Source organism: Streptomyces sp. HUAS MG56 (assembly GCF_058673395.1).
In genome coordinates this window covers 5,480,062-5,495,814 of record NZ_CM178722.1, presented here as the reverse complement: position 1 = coordinate 5,495,814, position 15,753 = coordinate 5,480,062, and the positions used below count along the sequence as shown (strand labels likewise).

Sequence of the window (15,753 nt, the reverse complement as noted above, 5' to 3'; positions counted from 1 at the left end):
CCTTGTTATCCTTGGCCATAACCCGATCGCTGGTGCATCCCCCGTCGCCAGCGGTCGGGTCTTTTTCGTTCGCGTTCGTTCACCTTCGCTCACGCGGGGCGCCCCCACCACACCCGGGAACGCCGAAGGCCCCCGGTCCAGTGGACCGGGGGCCTTCATGCTGGTGGGGCTAACAGGATTTGAACCTGTGGCCTCATCCTTATCAGGGATGCGCTCTAACCAACTGAGCTATAGCCCCGCCGCGCTTTGCGGTGTGTGTCCCGCGCGCTGACTCCTGAAGATTAGCGCACGACCACGTCAGTCCCAAAATCGGTTGTCGGGGGACCGTCACAAGCGTGCTGCCGGGCGGATCACTCGTCCTCGGCGAGGGTCAGCTCGATGCCGCCCACGAAGCCCGCGGAGAGGTTGTAGATGAACGCGCCGAGCGTCGCGAGCGCCGTGGCCAGCACCACGTCGATGACCGCGATGATCGTCGTGAACGTCAGGACGTGCGGGAGGGACAGGAACGACTGCAGGTCGAAGCCGTTCGCCTCGTTCGACCCGGTCGCCTCCGAGATCGTGCCGCCGACCGTCGAGAACACGCCCATCGCGTCCATGACCATCCACAGCACCGCCGAGGCGACGATCGTGCAGATGCCGAGCGCGATGGAGAGCAGGAAGCTGACCTTCATCACCGACCACGGGTCGGCCTTGGCGACCCGCAGCCGCGCCTTGCGGGTGCGCGGCGTCGTCCGCACCCCGGTGCGCGGCCGGCGCACCGCACCGGCGGGCGCCTGCGCCGGGTAGGCCTGCGGCGGGTGGTACGGCCCCGAGGGCTGCTCCGGGGTGCGCTCGTGAGGGAGCGGCGACGCGGGCTGCGGCTCGCCGACCGGGGCCGGGCCTCGGGTGTCCGTCACAGTTCCCCCCTGGGGTGCCGACGTGCCGGAAGAAGCCCTGCCCGGAGTCCCGGAGTCCTTCACCGGCTTCAGGTTGGTCGTGTGCGGGTCGCTCGCGCTCCCGCCACGCGCGGCGGAGCCACGGCCGCCGCCGTCCGATTCCGTACCCGTGGAGGTACCGGCCGATCCGGCGCCCGTGGCTCCGCTCACGATGACTCACTCCTCGTGCCTACTCGGCCGAGGGCGCCTCACCCTCGTCCGTGCCGGTGGCCTCGGCACCCTCGGCGGTCTCGTCGACGACGTCCTCGCCGTCGACCTCCTCCGCCTCGCGTCCGGCCTCGGCGTTACGTGCGATACCGACCACGGCATCGCGCTTGCCCAGGTTGATCAGTTGGACGCCCATGGTGTCACGGCCCGTCTCCCTGACCTCGCTGACTCGCGTACGAATCACACCGCCGGAGAGCGTGATCGCGAGGATCTCGTCGCTCTCCTCGACGACCAGCGCCCCGACGAGCGAGCCGCGGTCCTCCACGATCTTGGCGGCCTTGATGCCGAGGCCGCCGCGGCCCTGGACGCGGTACTCGTCGACGACGGTCCGCTTCGCGTACCCGCCGTCGGTGGCAGTGAACACGAACGTACCGGGTCGCACCACATTCATCGACAGAAGTTCATCGCCCTCGCGGAAACTCATGCCCTTGACACCGGAGGTGGCGCGGCCCATCGGGCGCAGCGAGTCGTCGGTGGCGGTGAAGCGGATCGACTGTGCCTTCTTGCTGATCAGAAGCAGATCGTCGTCGGCCGAGACCAGCTCGGCGCCGATCAGTTCGTCGTCGCTGCCGTCCTCGCGCTCGCGCAGATTGATCGCGATCACGCCGCCGGAGCGGGGCGAATCGTAATCCTTCAGAGGCGTCTTCTTGACCAGACCGGACTTGGTGGCGAGCACCAGGTACGGCGCCGCCTCGTAGTCCCGGATGGCCAGGATCTCGGCGATCGCCTCGTCCGGCTGGAAGGCGAGCAGGTTGGCCACGTGCTGGCCGCGCGCGTCCCGGCCGGCCTCGGGCAGCTCGTACGCCTTCGCCCGGTACACCCGGCCCTTGTTGGTGAAGAACAGCAGCCAGTGGTGCGTGGTGGAGACGAAGAAGTGGTCGACGATGTCGTCTTCCTTCAGCTTCGTGCCGCGCACGCCCTTGCCGCCGCGCTTCTGCGCCCGGTAGTCGTCCGTCTTCGTGCGCTTGACGTAGCCGCCGCGCGAGACGGTGACGACGATGTCCTCCTCGGCGATCAGGTCCTCGATGGACATGTCGCCGTCGTAGGGCACCAGCATGGTCTTGCGGTCGTCGCCGTACTTCTCGACGATCGCGGCCAGTTCCTCGCTGACGATCCCGCGCTGGCGGACCGGCGAGGCCAGGATCCCGTTGTACTCGGTGATCTTCGCCTGGAGTTCGTCGTGCTCCTGGACGATCTTCTGCCGCTCCAGGGCCGCGAGGCGCCGCAGCTGCATCTCCAGGATCGCGTTGGCCTGGATCTCGTCGATCTCCAGCAGGCCCATCAGGCCCGTGCGCGCGACCTCGACGGTCTCGCTGCGCCGGATCAGCGCGATGACCTCGTCGATCGCGTCCAGCGCCTTCAGCAGACCGCGAAGGATGTGCGCGCGCTCCTCGGCCTTGCGCAGCCGGAAGCGGGTGCGGCGGACGACGACCTCGATCTGGTGCGTCACCCAGTGCCGGATGAACGCGTCCAGCGAGAGGGTGCGCGGGACGCCGTCGACCAGCGCCAGCATGTTCGCGCCGAAGTTCGTCTGGAGGTCGGTGTGCTTGTACAGGTTGTTCAGCACGACCTTGGCGACCGCGTCCCGCTTGAGGACGATGACGAGCCGCTGGCCCGTGCGCGACGAGGTCTCGTCACGGACGTCCGCGATGCCGCCGATCTTGCCGTCCTTCACCAGGTCGGCGATCTTCTGCGCCAGGTTGTCCGGGTTGACCTGGTACGGCAGTTCGGTGACGACCAGGCACTGGCGGCCCTGGATCTCCTCGACCTCGACCACCGCGCGCATCGTGATCGAACCGCGCCCGGTGCGGTACGCCTCCTCGATGCCCTTGCGGCCCACCACCAGCGCGCCGGTCGGGAAGTCCGGGCCCTTGATGCGCTCGATGAGGGCGTCGAGCAGCTCCTCGTGCGAGGCCTCCGGGTTCTCCAGGTACCACTGGGCGCCGGCCGCGACCTCGCGCAGGTTGTGCGGCGGGATGTTGGTCGCCATGCCGACCGCGATGCCTGCCGAGCCGTTGATCAGCAGGTTCGGGAACCGGGAGGGCAGGACGGTCGGCTCCTGGGAGCGGCCGTCGTAGTTGTCCGTGAAGTCGACGGTCTCCTCGTCGATGTCGCGGACCATCTCCATCGACAGCGGCGCCATCTTGCACTCGGTGTAGCGCATGGCGGCCGCCGGGTCGTTGCCCGGGGAGCCGAAGTTGCCGTTGGAGTCCACCAGCGGCATCCGCATCGACCACGGCTGGGCGAGGCGCACCAGGGCGTCGTAGATCGAACTGTCGCCGTGCGGGTGGTAGTTGCCCATGACGTCGCCGACCACGCGCGCGCACTTGTAGAAGCCGCGCTCGGGGCGGTAGCCGCCGTCGTACATCGCGTACAGCACGCGCCGGTGGACGGGCTTGAGGCCGTCCCGGACGTCGGGCAGCGCGCGGGACACGATGACGGACATCGCGTAGTCCAGGTACGAGCGCTGCATCTCCGTCTCAAGCCCGACGGGCTCGACGCGCAGTACGGCGTCGCCGGCCTCGGTCTCGGGAGTCTGCGGGGTGTTCTCGTCGGCCATTGCTGGTGAAGATCCTTCCTGGTGCGGTCAGCTGAGACCGACTCAGATGTCGAGGAAGCGGACGTCCTTGGCGTTGCGCTGGATGAACTGGCGCCGGGCCTCGACGTCCTCGCCCATCAGCACCGAGAACAGGTCGTCGGCCTGGGCGGCGTCGTCGAGGGTGACCTGGCCGAGGACCCGGTGCTCCTGGTCCATCGTGGTCACGCGCAGCTCCTCGGCGTTCATCTCGCCGAGGCCCTTGAAGCGCTGGATCGAGTCCTCCTTGACGCGCTTTCCGCGCTGACGGCCCATCTCCAGCAGCGCGTCGCGCTCGCGGTCCGAGTAGGCGTACTCGACCTCGTCCCGGCCCCACTTGATCTTGTAGAGCGGAGGACGGGAGAGGAACACGTGCCCGGCCTCGACCAGCGGCCGCATGAAGCGGAACAGGAAGGTCAGCAGCAGGGTGTTGATGTGCTGGCCGTCGACGTCGGCGTCCGCCATCAGGATGATCTTGTGATAGCGGAGCTTCTCGATGTCGAAGTCCTCGTGCACACCCGTGCCGAAGGCCGAGATCAGCGCCTGGATCTCCTGGTTCTGCAGGATCTTGTCGATCCTGGCCTTCTCCACGTTGAGGATCTTGCCGCGGATCGGGAGGATCGCCTGGTACTGCGGGTTGCGGCCGGACTTGGCCGAGCCGCCGGCGGAGTCACCCTCGACGATGAAGATCTCGCACTTGATGGGGTCGTTCGACTGGCAGTCGGACAGCTTGCCGGGCAGGGACGCCGACTCCAGCAGGCCCTTGCGGCGGGTCAGGTCGCGGGCCTTGCGGGCCGCCACGCGCGCGGTGGCCGCCTGGATGCCCTTGCGGACGATGTCCGCGGCCTCGACCGGGTTGCGGTCCAGCCAGTCGTTGAGGTGCTCGTAGACCGCCTTCTGCACGAAGGTCTTGGCCTCCGTGTTGCCCAGCTTGGTCTTCGTCTGGCCCTCGAACTGCGGCTCGCTCAGCTTGACCGAGATGATCGCGGTCAGACCCTCGCGGATGTCGTCACCGGTGAGGTTGTCGTCCTTCTCGCGCAGCAGCTTCTTGTCGCGCGCGTACTTGTTGATGAGGCTGGTGAGGGCCGCGCGGAAGCCCTCCTCGTGCGTACCGCCCTCGTGGGTGTGGATGATGTTGGCGAACGAGTACACGCCCTCGCTGTAGCCGCTGTTCCACTGCATCGCGACCTCAAGGGACAGGCTCTTGTCCTTGTCCTCGGCCTCCAGGTCGATGACGGTGTTGTGCACCGCCTCTCCCTTGCGGGAGTTGAGGTACTTCACGAAGTCGACGATGCCGCCCTCGTAGTGGTACGTGACCGCCTTGACCTCGGCCTTCTCGTCCGCACCCGCCTCGTCCGCGCCGGACGTGGCCTTCGCCGACTCGCGCTCGTCGGTGAGCCGGAGCGTCAGGCCCTTGTTGAGGAAGGCCATCTCCTGGAAGCGCCGGGACAGCGTCTCGAAGGAGTACTCGGTGGTCTCGAAGATGTCCGGGTCGGCCCAGAAGGTGACCGAGGTACCGGTCTCGTCCGTGGCCTCGTGCCGGTCGAGGGGGGCCGTCGGGACGCCGAGCTTGTAGTCCTGCGTCCAGCGGTACCCGTCGGTCTTGATCTCGACGGAGACCTTGGTCGACAGGGCGTTCACGACGGAGACGCCGACGCCGTGCAGACCGCCGGAGACCGCGTAGCCGCCGCCGCCGAACTTGCCGCCCGCGTGCAGCACGGTCAGCACGACCTCGACGGCCGGCTTGCCCTCGGAGGCCACGATGCCGACCGGGATGCCGCGGCCGTTGTCGACGACGCGCACGCCGCCGTCGGGCAGGATCGTGACGTCGATGGTGTCCGCGTAGCCCGCCAGCGCCTCGTCGACGGAGTTGTCGACGACCTCGTACACCAGGTGGTGCAGACCGCGCTCGCCGGTCGAGCCGATGTACATACCGGGTCGCTTGCGGACCGCGTCCAGCCCTTCGAGCACGGTGATGGCGCTGGCGTCGTAGGAGGCGGAGGCCGCGCCGGAGTCGGTGGCCTCGCCGCTCACAGGGGCCTCGGGGGCCTCGCCGTGCACGCCGGCGTCGGTGGACGGGATGTTCTCGTTGGGGTTGCCGGAATCGGCCACGAAGCGCCCTTTCTGGCACAGCACGAACCAAGCTCGTCGGCGGGTTGCCGGAGCGGCTGCGGCATGTTGCGTTGGTAAGCCTTGATCAGCGTTGCTCAGCTTTTCCCGGGCGGTCCCCACGTTGGGGCGGGATTGGCTCCCAGTCTACCGGTAGCGCTGACATCGATGGGGGTTTGCCGGTACCTGAGTCCCCATGTGCCGCCCTGAACCATCCTCGGCCGGGTCCCGATATACGGATGGGGGCTCCAAGCGGCTCACAGCGGCACTCAGCGCTTCGGGCCGTCAACCCTTGGCTACTGGGGGGTCAGAAGGCGTGGCACACGCGCGCGTGGAGGCACGACAAGGGGCGCGGCAGGGGTGCGACCGCCCCGCCACGGAACCTCAAGACGTGAGGTACGTCACCCGTACGTATCGCCGGGTCCGGTGCTCCCCGGAGCCCTCAGCGGCCCGTAGCGGCGGGCCGGACCGCCCGGATTGAGCACTTTGATCATCCGTACGGTGCCGTGCCCCAGATCCTCGTTGAGCCGCGCGACCAGCGCGGGCGCGAGATGGCGCAGCTGGGTCGCCCAGGCCGTCGAGTCACAGGCCACGACCAGCACGCGCTCGTCCTCGTCGTAGCGCTGCGGCACACAGTGCTTGGCCAGGTCCTCGCCGACGATCTGCGGCCAGCGGCCCATCACCCCGCCCACCGCCGCCGGGGTCTCCCAGCCGCGCTCGGTCAGCAGCCGGTTGATCGCGGCACCCAGCGCCATCGGGTCCCGGCCGTCGGCACGCGCGCCGGAGCGCAGCCCGCCGCCCCGCCGGGCCTGCTTCTTCTGCCGGGCCGCGTCCCCTCGCGCGCGTGCCTGCTCCTTCGCCGCGCGCAACGCCACGCGCGCGAGGTCGACGCCGGAGGGTTCCTCCGCGCTCTTCTTCGGCGCCTTCGGGCCGGGCTCCCCGGTGCTCATACGCGCTCCACCGTCCCGCCGGACACCACGTACCGCGCGCCCACCAGGACATCCGGTACGTCGTCGTCCACGGCCGCCGTCACCAGCACCTGCTCGCCCGGCGCGACCAGTTCGGCCAGCCGCTCCCGCCGGCGCGCGTCCAACTCGGCGAAGACGTCGTCCAGCACCAGCACCGGCTCGTTGCCCTCGGCGCGCAGCAGGTCGTAGGAGGCCAGCCGCAGGGCGAGCGCGTACGACCAGGACTCGCCGTGCGAGGCGTACCCCTTCGCGGGCAGCTCGCCGAGCTTGAGGACGAGGTCGTCGCGGTGGGGCCCCACCAGGGTCACCCCGCGCTCGATCTCCTGCTTGCGGGCGTCGGCCAGCGCCGCCATGAGCTGGGCGTACAGCTCCTCGCGCGTGTGCGCCTCACCGGGCGCCGACGGACGGTACTCCAGCGCGAGCGGCCCGCCGCCGGGGGCCAGCTGCTCGTACGCCTTGTCCGCGAGCGGCTGGAGCGCGGCGATCAGGTCCAGCCGCCGGGCCAGCAGCTCGGCACCCTCGTGCGCGAGATGCTGGTCCCACACGTCCAGCGTGGACAAGTCCATGGACCGCCCGCCGTGCCGCCGCGCGAGGGCGGCGCTCTTCAGCAGCGTGTTGCGCTGCTTGAGCACCCGCTCGTAGTCGGACCGCACACCCGCCATCCGCGGCGACCGCGCGGTGATCAGCTCGTCGAGGAAGCGCCGCCGCTCGCCCGGGTCGCCCTTGACGAGGGCGAGGTCCTCGGGCGCGAACAGGACCGTGCGCACGATACCGAGGATGTCGCGGGGCCTGACCTGCGAGGACCGGTTGATGCGGGCGCGGTTGGCCTTGCCGGGGTTCAGCTCCAGCTCGACCAGTTGCTGCCGCTCGTCCTGGCGGACCTGCGCCCGTACGACGGCCCGCTCGGCCCCCATGCGGACCAGAGGCGCGTCGGAGGCGACCCGGTGGCTGCCCAGCGTCGCCAGATACCCGACGGCCTCGACCAGGTTCGTCTTGCCCTGGCCGTTGGGGCCTACGAAGGCGGTGACGCCCGGGTCGAGCGGAACCTCGGCCCGGGCGTACGAGCGGAAGTCGGCCAGCGAAAGATGCGTGACGTGCATGATCGTTCCGCCGGCCTTCCCGATCCCCGGATCCCTGAACTACTTCTTCTCTACGGCGTGACCGCCGAACTGGTTGCGCAGCGCGGCGATCATCTTCATCTGCGGCGAGTCCTCCTGGCGGGAGGCGAACCGCGCGAACAGCGACGCGGTGATCGCGGGCAGCGGCACCGCGTTGTCGATCGCGGCTTCCACAGTCCAGCGTCCCTCACCGGAGTCCTGTGCATAACCGCGCAGGCCCTGAAGGTGCTCGTCCTCGTCGAGCGCGTTCACGGCGAGGTCGAGCAGCCAGGAGCGGATGACCGTGCCCTCCTGCCAGGAGCGGAAGACCTCACGGACGTCCGTGACGGAGTCGACCTTCTCCAGCAGCTCCCAGCCCTCGGCGTAGGCCTGCATCATCGCGTACTCGATGCCGTTGTGGACCATCTTCGCGAAATGGCCCGCGCCGACCTTGCCGGCGTGCACCGAGCCGAAGTCGCCCTCGGGCTTGAGCGCGTCGAAGACCGGCTGCACCTTCGCGACGTGCTCGGCGTCGCCGCCGTACATCAGCGCGTAGCCGTTCTCCAGGCCCCAGACGCCGCCGGAGACGCCGCAGTCGACGAAACCTATGCCCTTGGCCGCCAGCTCCTCGGCGTGCTTCTCGTCGTCGGTCCAGCGGGAGTTGCCGCCGTCCACGACCACGTCGCCCGGCTCCAGCAGTTCGGCGAGCTGGTCGACGGTCGACTGGGTCGGCTCGCCGGCCGGCACCATCACCCAGACCACGCGCGGGCCGCTGAGCTTGCCCACAAGCTCTTCCAGGCTGTGGACGTCCGCGAGGTCCGCGTTGCGGTCGTATCCGATGACGGTGTGACCCGCGCGGCGAATCCGCTCGCGCATGTTGCCGCCCATCTTGCCGAGGCCGACGAGACCGAGCTCCATCAGTTGGTTCCTTAGGTTGCTGTGTGGCGTGAGGGGCACCTGCGTACCCGGTCCGAGCCTAGTCCCGGCCCCTCGTGCACAGCTGTGGGCATACGCGCTCACCTGCGGAAACCCCGGCCGCCGTCCTCGCCGGTCACCAGCGCCGGGTACCCACAGGGGCACCCGGCGCTGTGGACGACGGTCAGCCGCTGAGCCGCACCGGCATGATCAGGTACTTGTACGCGTCGTCCGCCTCCGCGTCCAGCGCCGGCTTGCCGCTGAGCAGCGCCGGCTTCGTGGACGTCGTGAACGACAGCTGGGCCACCGGGGAGTCGATCGCGCTCAGACCGTCCAGAAGGAAGGTCGGGTTGAAGGCGATCGAGATGTCGTCGCCCTCCAGCTGCGCGTCGACCCTTTCCACAGCCTGTGCGTCGTCGCTGGAGCCCGCCTCCAGGATCAGCACGCCCTGCTCGAAGCTCAGCCGCACCGGGGTGTTCCGCTCGGCCACCAGCGCCACACGCTTGACGGCCTCCACGAAGGGCGCGGTCTCGATCACGGCGACGGAGTTGAACTCGGTCGGGAACAGCGTGCGGTACTTCGGCAGGTCGCCTTCGAGCAGACGCGTGGTCGTACGCCGCCCCGCGCCCTCGAAACCGATCAGGCCCTCGCCCGCGCCCGAACCGGACAGCGCCAGCGTGACGGTGTCACCGGCGCCGAGCGACTTGGCGGTGTCCAGCAGCGTCTTGGCCGGGACCAGGGCGACCGCCGAGGCCTCGGGGTTCTCCGGCTTCCACAGGAACTCGCGGACCGCGAAGCGGTAGCGGTCGGTGGAGGCCAGGGTGACCGTGTCGCCCTCGATCTCGATGCGCACACCGGTGAGGACGGGCAGCGTGTCGTCACGGCCGGCGGCGATGGCCACCTGGGACGCGGCGGCCGCGAAGACCTCGCCGGGGACGGTGCCGGTGGCGTTCGGCATCTGCGGCAGCGCCGGGTACTCCTCCACCGGCAGGGTGTGCAGGGTGAACCGGGAGGATCCACAGACCACGGTCGCCCGTACACCGTCTGTGGAAATCTCCACCGGGCGGTTGGGCAGAGCGCGCGAGATGTCGGCGAGCAGACGGCCGGAGACGAGGACCGTGCCCTCCTCCTCGACCTCGGACTCGACGCTCACGCGAGCGGAGACCTCGTAGTCGAAGCTCGACAGGCTCAGCTGGCCGTCCTCGGCCTTGAGGAGAAGGCCGGCGAGGACAGGCGCCGGCGGACGGGCCGGGAGGCTGCGTGCCGCCCACGCCACTGCCTCCGCGAGTACGTCGCGTTCCACCCGGATCTTCACCGTAAGCCGCCTCCTGCTGCTGTTGCTTCTGAGTCCTCCGACTCGGTGTCACCGCCCACTGCGGAGGGCAGGACACCGGGGACCAGTCTGACGCACCGCACTGACAGTAGGTGCCCGTCGGGGTCAAGTCGCTCCGAGAGGCAGCCGGGCTCGAGACAGCGAGTTGTGCACAGAACCCGCTTCAAAACGATTCCCGAGCTCTCTCTAGTCGGGAGTAGTAGTAGGGCCTGTGGATACCGTGGATAACCACGTTTGCCCAGCTCAGAGGCGAAATTTTGTCCACTGGCCCTGTGGGCGGAGGCGGTGGACAACCAGGTGTCTCTGTGGAGAACAGAAAGTTCTGCACACACCGCCCACAGCCCGGAGGCAGTTCTCCCCAGCTGCGTCCCCAGGTTTACCCACGTTTCCCACACCCGAATCCGGCACCTTCGTGTGACGCCTTTCACTCGACGCGGTGACAGGGTGCGTCGCGTTGCCGAACAGTGGACAGCCATGTGGAGAAGCCGACGATCACTGGGGACAACCGCGCCAAGCCTGTGGGTCGTCAGTGGAAAACCTCGTCCACAGCCTGTGGATCTTCTTTTCCTCCACAGCCTGTGGAGATCGTTCGTCCACGATTCCACAGGGTCTTGAGCTGGGCGAATCCCCAGGAGACAGACTCCCTGTGGATGCCGTTCGGGACAACTCCACCGTCCCCAGTGTGTGGACGGAAGAAACTCAGCGAATCTGTGGAGAGTGGCCGTAACCCGGCACGTAATCGAACACCAGGTGCCAATCGGGCAACGCTCCCAGCCTGCCAAAGCTCTCGCGTCCGCCACCGGGCCCCGGCATCGAGCCCCGCCACCGGGCCCCGCATCGGGCCGGCGACAGCCGACGGGAACACAGAAGGGCGCCCCCAGGATGTGGATCCCGAAGGGCGCCCTCGAACTCCGGCTCAAGCCCGGCGCAGCCGCCGGCAGCCGCTCTCAGCCGTTCTTGATGCGGTTGGTCAGCTCGGTGACCTGGTTGTAGATCGACCGCCGCTCGGCCATCAGCGCACGGATCTTCCGGTCGGCGTGCATGACGGTCGTGTGGTCCCGCCCGCCGAACTGCGCGCCGATCTTCGGCAGCGACAGATCCGTCAGCTCACGGCACAGGTACATCGCGATCTGCCGGGCCGTGACCAGCGCCCGCCCGCGCGAGGTGCCGCACAGGTCCTCCACGGTCAGCCCGAAATAGTCCGCGGTGGCCCCCATGATCGCCGTGGCCGTGATCTCCGGGGCGGAGTCCTCGCCGCCGGGGATCAGGTCCTTCAGGACGATCTCGGTCAGGCCCAGGTCCACCGGCTGCCGGTTGAGCGAGGCGAACGCCGTCACGCGGATCAGCGCGCCCTCCAGCTCACGGATGTTCCGCGAGATCCGCGAGGCGATGAACTCCAGCACCTCCGGCGGGGCGTTCAGCTGCTCCTGCACGGCCTTCTTGCGCAGGATCGCGATCCGCGTCTCCAGCTCGGGCGGCTGGACGTCGGTGATCAGTCCCCACTCGAAACGGTTCCGCAGCCGGTCCTCCAGCGTGACCAGCTGCTTGGGCGGCCGGTCGCTGGACAGCACGATCTGCTTGTTCGCGTTGTGGAGCGTGTTGAAGGTGTGGAAGAACTCCTCCTGCGTCGACTCCTTGTCCGCGAGGAACTGGATGTCGTCGACGAGCAGGATGTCCATCTCGCGGTAGCGCTTGCGGAAGCTGTCGCCCTTGCCGTCGCGGATGGAGTTGATGAACTCGTTGGTGAACTCCTCCGAGCTCACGTACCGCACGCGCGTGCCCGGGTAGAGGCTGCGCGCGTAGTGCCCGATCGCGTGCAGCAGATGCGTCTTGCCGAGCCCCGACTCCCCGTAGATGAACAGGGGGTTGTACGCCTTCGCCGGCGCCTCGGCGACCGCCACCGCGGCCGCGTGCGCGAACCGGTTGGAGGCGCCGATGACGAACGTGTCGAAGAGGTACTTCGGGTTCAGCCGCGCCGTCGGCTCGGCCGGGCCGCCCGCCGGCGCCGGCTTCGCGGACAGCGGACCCGGTCCGCCGGACGTGGGCATGTCCGGGCGGCCGTGGCCGCCCCGGTGCGCCGGGCCGCCGCCGGCCGGCTGCTCGGGCAGCTCCCGGCGGACGGGGTCGCGCTGGTCGTACTCGGCCCGGGAGGAGGAGTCGTACTCCGGGCGCCCCGAGTCGTACTCGGAGCGCGGGGCGTCGTAGTCCGGGCGGGACGGTTCGTAGTCACCACGGTCCCCGCGGTCGCCGCGGTCCCCGCGCGGGGCGTCGTAGTCGCCGTACTCGCCGCGCTGCTGCTCGTACTTCGGCCGGTCCATGCCCTGCGGGCGGTAGTCCTGGGACGGCGGGCCGTACGCGTCCGGTCCGGAGCCGTAGGCGTCCTGGGACGACGGCGAGGCGTAGGGGTCGCGCTCGGGAAAGCCGAGGCGCGGCTGCTGCCAGCTGTACTCGTCCTGCGCGGGCCGCGGCCAGGCGCCCGGCTCGCGCCGCTGGAACTCGGAGGGGTAGGCCGGGCGGACGACGGGGAGCTGGTCCCCGCGGTCCCCGCGGTCCCCGCGGTCGACGCGGTCCCCACGGTCTCCTCGGGAGTGCGGCCCGTCGGCCGGGGGCTGGTCCGCGGCGCGGTGGCGGCCGTAGCCCTCGTACGGCCGTTCCTCGTACGACGACGGGCCGGAGGGCAGCTCCGGCTCCTCGTAGCGCGGACCGGGCGGCTGCTGCACGGGCGCGGGAGCCGACGGCTCGCCCGCGGAGTCGTCCACGGTGATCGCGATGCGGATGGGGCGGCCGCACTCGCGGCTCAGCGTCTCGCTGACGATCGGCGCGAGACGGCCCTCCAGTACGTTCTTCGCGAATTCGTTCGGTACGGCGAGCAGGGCGGTGTCCGCGACCAGCGCGAGCGGCTGGCAGCGCCGGATCCAGTGCTCGTCCTTGACCTCGACACCCTGTCCGCGCCCCTCCCCGAGGAGCTGCTCGAGTACTCGCGGCCACACTGCGGCAAGATCGGCAGGTACGTCAGCCACAGGGCACGCTCTCTCACAGGTCCCACGAACGTGTGACGCGGGACGGGTCGGGGTGTACTTCGGGTGTTCGGTGGGGCAAACCCGCCGGGGCGGGGGACAAAAGAACGAATGGGAGTTCAGCCACGGTAGTCAGCGCGGCGGCTACGGTTCAAGTTGTTGTCCCCAGCCTGTGGATAGTGTCTCTCCGTGACCCTCGGTTTGACCGGATGGCGTAGCCCCGCGTACCGTAACCAGGTCGAGTTGTCGATGGCTGCTGCCGCCTGCCTCCGATGGGCACAGATCACTCCAGGTGATCGGGAAGCGGTGCACTCGGGCGTGACGCGAGCTACTCGTGGGCGCACGGTGACAGCCAGGACGGCACCCGCCACACCGATTTGATTTCTGGAGCCCCCGAGTGAGCAAGCGCACCTTCCAGCCGAACAACCGTCGTCGCGCGAAGACCCACGGCTTCCGCCTGCGGATGCGTACCCGTGCCGGCCGCGCGATTCTCGCGAACCGTCGTGCCAAGGGTCGCGCCAGCCTGTCCGCCTGATCCCGATCAGGTCATGACGTCGTGCTGCCCACCGAGAACCGGCTGAGGCGGCGCGAGGACTTCGCGACCGCGGTACGACGAGGACGCCGGGCAGGACGCCCGACTCTCGTCGTCCACCTTCGTAGCGGTGCCACGGACCCGCACGCGCCTGGGGAGAGCGCTCCCCCGACGCGTGCGGGTTTCGTCGTGAGCAAGGCCGTGGGTGGCGCGGTTGTGCGCAACAAAGTGAAGCGCAGACTGCGCCATCTGATGCGTGACCGAGTCGCCGCTTTTCCCCCCGGTAGCCTGGTAGTCGTACGAGCGCTGCCCGGATCGGGCGACGCAGACCATGCACAGCTGGCCCGAGACCTCGATGCCGCAGTTCAGCGGCTGCTGGGAGGGGGCGCGCGATGAAGTACCCACTACTGGCCCTGATCAAGCTGTACCAGTGGACGATCAGTCCATTGCTGGGGCCGGTGTGCAAGTACTATCCGTCGTGCTCCCACTACGGCTACACGGCCATCGACCGGCACGGTGCGATCAAGGGAACGGCACTCACCGCCTGGCGCATCCTCCGGTGCAATCCGTGGTCGCTCGGCGGTGTGGACCATGTTCCGCCGCGTAAGCGTCCGCGGTGGCACGAACTGCTGCGCAACGCTTGGCGCGCACGCAAGGGCGGGACCTCCGCCGCCGAACCGGCCACCGAAGCGGAGCCCGGGAGCCCGTCTTCCGAGCTTCCTCCGAGCCCGGCCGCAGAGATCTCGTCCCATGCCCAAGGAGCATGATTAGTGGACACGATTGCCAGCCTCTTCAGTTTCATCACCTGGCCCGTTTCCTGGGTCATCGTCCAGTTCCACAAGATGTACGGCGCGATCTTCGGTGCCGACAGCGGGTGGGCCTGGGGCCTGTCCATCGTGTCCCTGGTGATTCTGATCCGCATCTGCCTGATCCCGCTCTTCGTGAAGCAGATCAAGTCGACGCGCGCGATGCAGACGCTCCAGCCGGAGATGAAGAAGATCCAGGAGCGCTACAAGAACGACAAGCAGCGTCAGTCCGAAGAGATGATGAAGCTGTACAAGGAGACGGGTACCAACCCGCTCTCCTCGTGCCTTCCCATCCTGGCGCAGTCCCCGTTCTTCTTCGCCCTGTATCACGTGCTCAACGGCATCGCGACGGGCTCGACCATCGGCGTCATCAACGAGCCGCTGCTCGCCAGCGCCCGTAAGGCGCACATCTTCGGGGCCCCGCTCGCCGCGAAGTTCATGGACAGCTCGGACAAGGTCGCGGCGCTGGGCGCCACGCTGACCGACGTCCGGGTCGTGACCGCGGTCATGATCGTCCTGATGTCGTTCTCGCAGTTCTACACGCAGCGTCAGCTGATGACGAAGAACGTCGATACGACGGTGAAGACGCCGTTCATGCAGCAGCAGAAGATGCTGATGTACGTCTTCCCTGTCATGTTCGCCGTCTTCGGCATCAACTTCCCGGTCGGTGTCCTCGTCTACTGGCTGACCACCAACGTGTGGACCATGGGTCAGCAGATGTATGTCATCCGCAACAACCCGACGCCGGGTTCCAAGGCCCAGGCCGCCTACCTGGAGCGTCTGACCAAGCACGTCACGCACCACGGCAAGGTCAGCCGCCGCAGCGAGAAGACCATCGTCAAGGCGATCGTCGCCAAGGGCCGCGAGCGCAACGAGTTCGAGCGCAAGTTCATCAACGGGCTGAACAAGGCCGGCCTCGCCGCCCAGGCCGACGGCACCGTGGTGCAGAGCACTGCCCAGGCCGCGGCGCAGACCGAGGACGGCGCGACGGTCACCGCGGCCGGTACCGCGGCCGCCGGCAAGCGCCAGCAGCCCAAGCGCCAGTCCAAGTCTCAGCGCCAGTCCGGCGGGCCGAAGCCGGCCGACGAGTCCACCACGTCGCTGGAGAAGGCCGACGAGCCGGAGGACACCAAGTCCTCCGCTGCCGAGCAGCAGCCCTCCAAGCCCGGCGGCACCCGTAGCAGGGCCCAGTCCGGCCAGCGCAAGGGTGGCCCGCAGCGGCCCAAGTCCCCGTCCAAGAAGTAAGAAGGAGCCCATCC

The 15,753-nt window shown here is 68.8% G+C and carries 12 protein-coding genes and 1 tRNA gene; 4 read left to right on the top strand and 9 right to left on the bottom strand.

Translation table 11 applies throughout. From position 1 onward, the window contains the following. Positions 1 to 161: 161 nt before the first annotated feature. The 9 genes from AC4OXY_RS26050 to dnaA form a co-directional block, all read right to left on the bottom strand. Positions 162 to 238, bottom strand: a tRNA-Ile gene (locus AC4OXY_RS26050). Positions 239 to 350: 112 nt separating this feature from the next. Next, complete coding sequence (locus tag AC4OXY_RS26045) at positions 351 to 1,085, bottom strand: DUF3566 domain-containing protein (RefSeq protein ID WP_356025893.1); 735 nt, start codon at positions 1,083 to 1,085, stop codon at positions 351 to 353. Positions 1,086 to 1,104: 19 nt separating this feature from the next. Then, the gene (gene gyrA, locus AC4OXY_RS26040) at positions 1,105 to 3,702 is read right to left on the bottom strand and encodes a DNA gyrase subunit A (RefSeq protein WP_356025891.1); all 2,598 of its coding nucleotides are present in this window, start codon (positions 3,700 to 3,702) and stop codon (positions 1,105 to 1,107) included. Positions 3,703 to 3,744: 42 nt separating this feature from the next. Beyond that, positions 3,745 to 5,853, bottom strand: coding sequence for a DNA topoisomerase (ATP-hydrolyzing) subunit B (gene gyrB, locus AC4OXY_RS26035; protein WP_356025888.1), 2,109 nt, complete (start codon positions 5,851 to 5,853; stop codon positions 3,745 to 3,747). Between the two features lie 374 nt (positions 5,854 to 6,227). Beyond that, a complete protein-coding gene (locus AC4OXY_RS26030) occupies positions 6,228 to 6,776 on the bottom strand; it encodes a DciA family protein (protein ID WP_356025886.1) in 549 nt (182 codons plus the stop codon). Beyond that, a complete protein-coding gene (recF, locus tag AC4OXY_RS26025; protein WP_491991145.1) occupies positions 6,773 to 7,894 on the bottom strand; it encodes a DNA replication/repair protein RecF in 1,122 nt (373 codons plus the stop codon). The genes AC4OXY_RS26030 and recF overlap by 4 nt, the downstream gene beginning before the upstream one ends. Positions 7,895 to 7,933: 39 nt before the next feature. Further along, positions 7,934 to 8,809 carry a phosphogluconate dehydrogenase (NAD(+)-dependent, decarboxylating) gene (gene gnd, locus AC4OXY_RS26020; RefSeq protein ID WP_356025881.1) on the bottom strand — a complete coding sequence of 292 codons (876 nt, stop codon included), beginning with the start codon at positions 8,807 to 8,809 and terminating at the stop codon, positions 7,934 to 7,936. A 181-nt stretch (positions 8,810 to 8,990) separates the two neighbouring features. Then, the gene (gene dnaN, locus AC4OXY_RS26015) at positions 8,991 to 10,121 is read right to left on the bottom strand and encodes a DNA polymerase III subunit beta (protein WP_071374904.1); all 1,131 of its coding nucleotides are present in this window, start codon (positions 10,119 to 10,121) and stop codon (positions 8,991 to 8,993) included. A 965-nt stretch (positions 10,122 to 11,086) separates the two neighbouring features. Beyond that, positions 11,087 to 13,159, bottom strand: a complete 2,073-nt coding sequence (gene dnaA / locus AC4OXY_RS26010; protein WP_491991144.1) for a chromosomal replication initiator protein DnaA — start codon at positions 13,157 to 13,159, stop codon at positions 11,087 to 11,089. A gap of 394 nt (positions 13,160 to 13,553) precedes the next feature. Here dnaA and rpmH point away from each other — a divergent pair, with 394 nt between their 5' ends. The 4 genes from rpmH to yidC are packed head-to-tail and all read left to right on the top strand — an operon-like array spanning position 13,554 to position 15,739. Continuing rightward, positions 13,554 to 13,691 (top strand): 50S ribosomal protein L34, encoded by a 138-nt coding sequence (rpmH, locus tag AC4OXY_RS26005; protein WP_015659252.1) that lies wholly within the window; start codon positions 13,554 to 13,556, stop codon positions 13,689 to 13,691. A gap of 21 nt (positions 13,692 to 13,712) precedes the next feature. Next, the gene (rnpA, locus tag AC4OXY_RS26000) at positions 13,713 to 14,084 is read left to right on the top strand and encodes a ribonuclease P protein component (protein WP_356025876.1); all 372 of its coding nucleotides are present in this window, start codon (positions 13,713 to 13,715) and stop codon (positions 14,082 to 14,084) included. Continuing rightward, complete coding sequence (gene yidD / locus AC4OXY_RS25995; protein WP_356025874.1) at positions 14,081 to 14,455, top strand: membrane protein insertion efficiency factor YidD; 375 nt, start codon at positions 14,081 to 14,083, stop codon at positions 14,453 to 14,455. The genes rnpA and yidD overlap by 4 nt, the downstream gene beginning before the upstream one ends. A gap of 3 nt (positions 14,456 to 14,458) precedes the next feature. Beyond that, a complete protein-coding gene (gene yidC, locus AC4OXY_RS25990) occupies positions 14,459 to 15,739 on the top strand; it encodes a membrane protein insertase YidC (protein WP_356025872.1) in 1,281 nt (426 codons plus the stop codon). Positions 15,740 to 15,753: the final 14 nt, after the last annotated feature.

Excerpts from the sequence above, each read along its gene's own strand:
- gnd (WP_356025881.1), bottom strand. The coding sequence starts at position 8,809 with ATGGAGCTCGGTCTCGTCGGCCTCGGCAAGATGGGCGGCAACATGCGC.
- recF (WP_491991145.1), bottom strand. The coding sequence starts at position 7,894 with ATGCACGTCACGCATCTTTCGCTGGCCGACTTCCGCTCGTACGCCCGG.
- yidD (WP_356025874.1), top strand. The coding sequence starts at position 14,081 with ATGAAGTACCCACTACTGGCCCTGATCAAGCTGTACCAGTGGACGATC.
- AC4OXY_RS26030 (WP_356025886.1), bottom strand. The coding sequence starts at position 6,776 with ATGAGCACCGGGGAGCCCGGCCCGAAGGCGCCGAAGAAGAGCGCGGAG.
- gyrA (WP_356025891.1), bottom strand. The coding sequence starts at position 3,702 with ATGGCCGACGAGAACACCCCGCAGACTCCCGAGACCGAGGCCGGCGAC.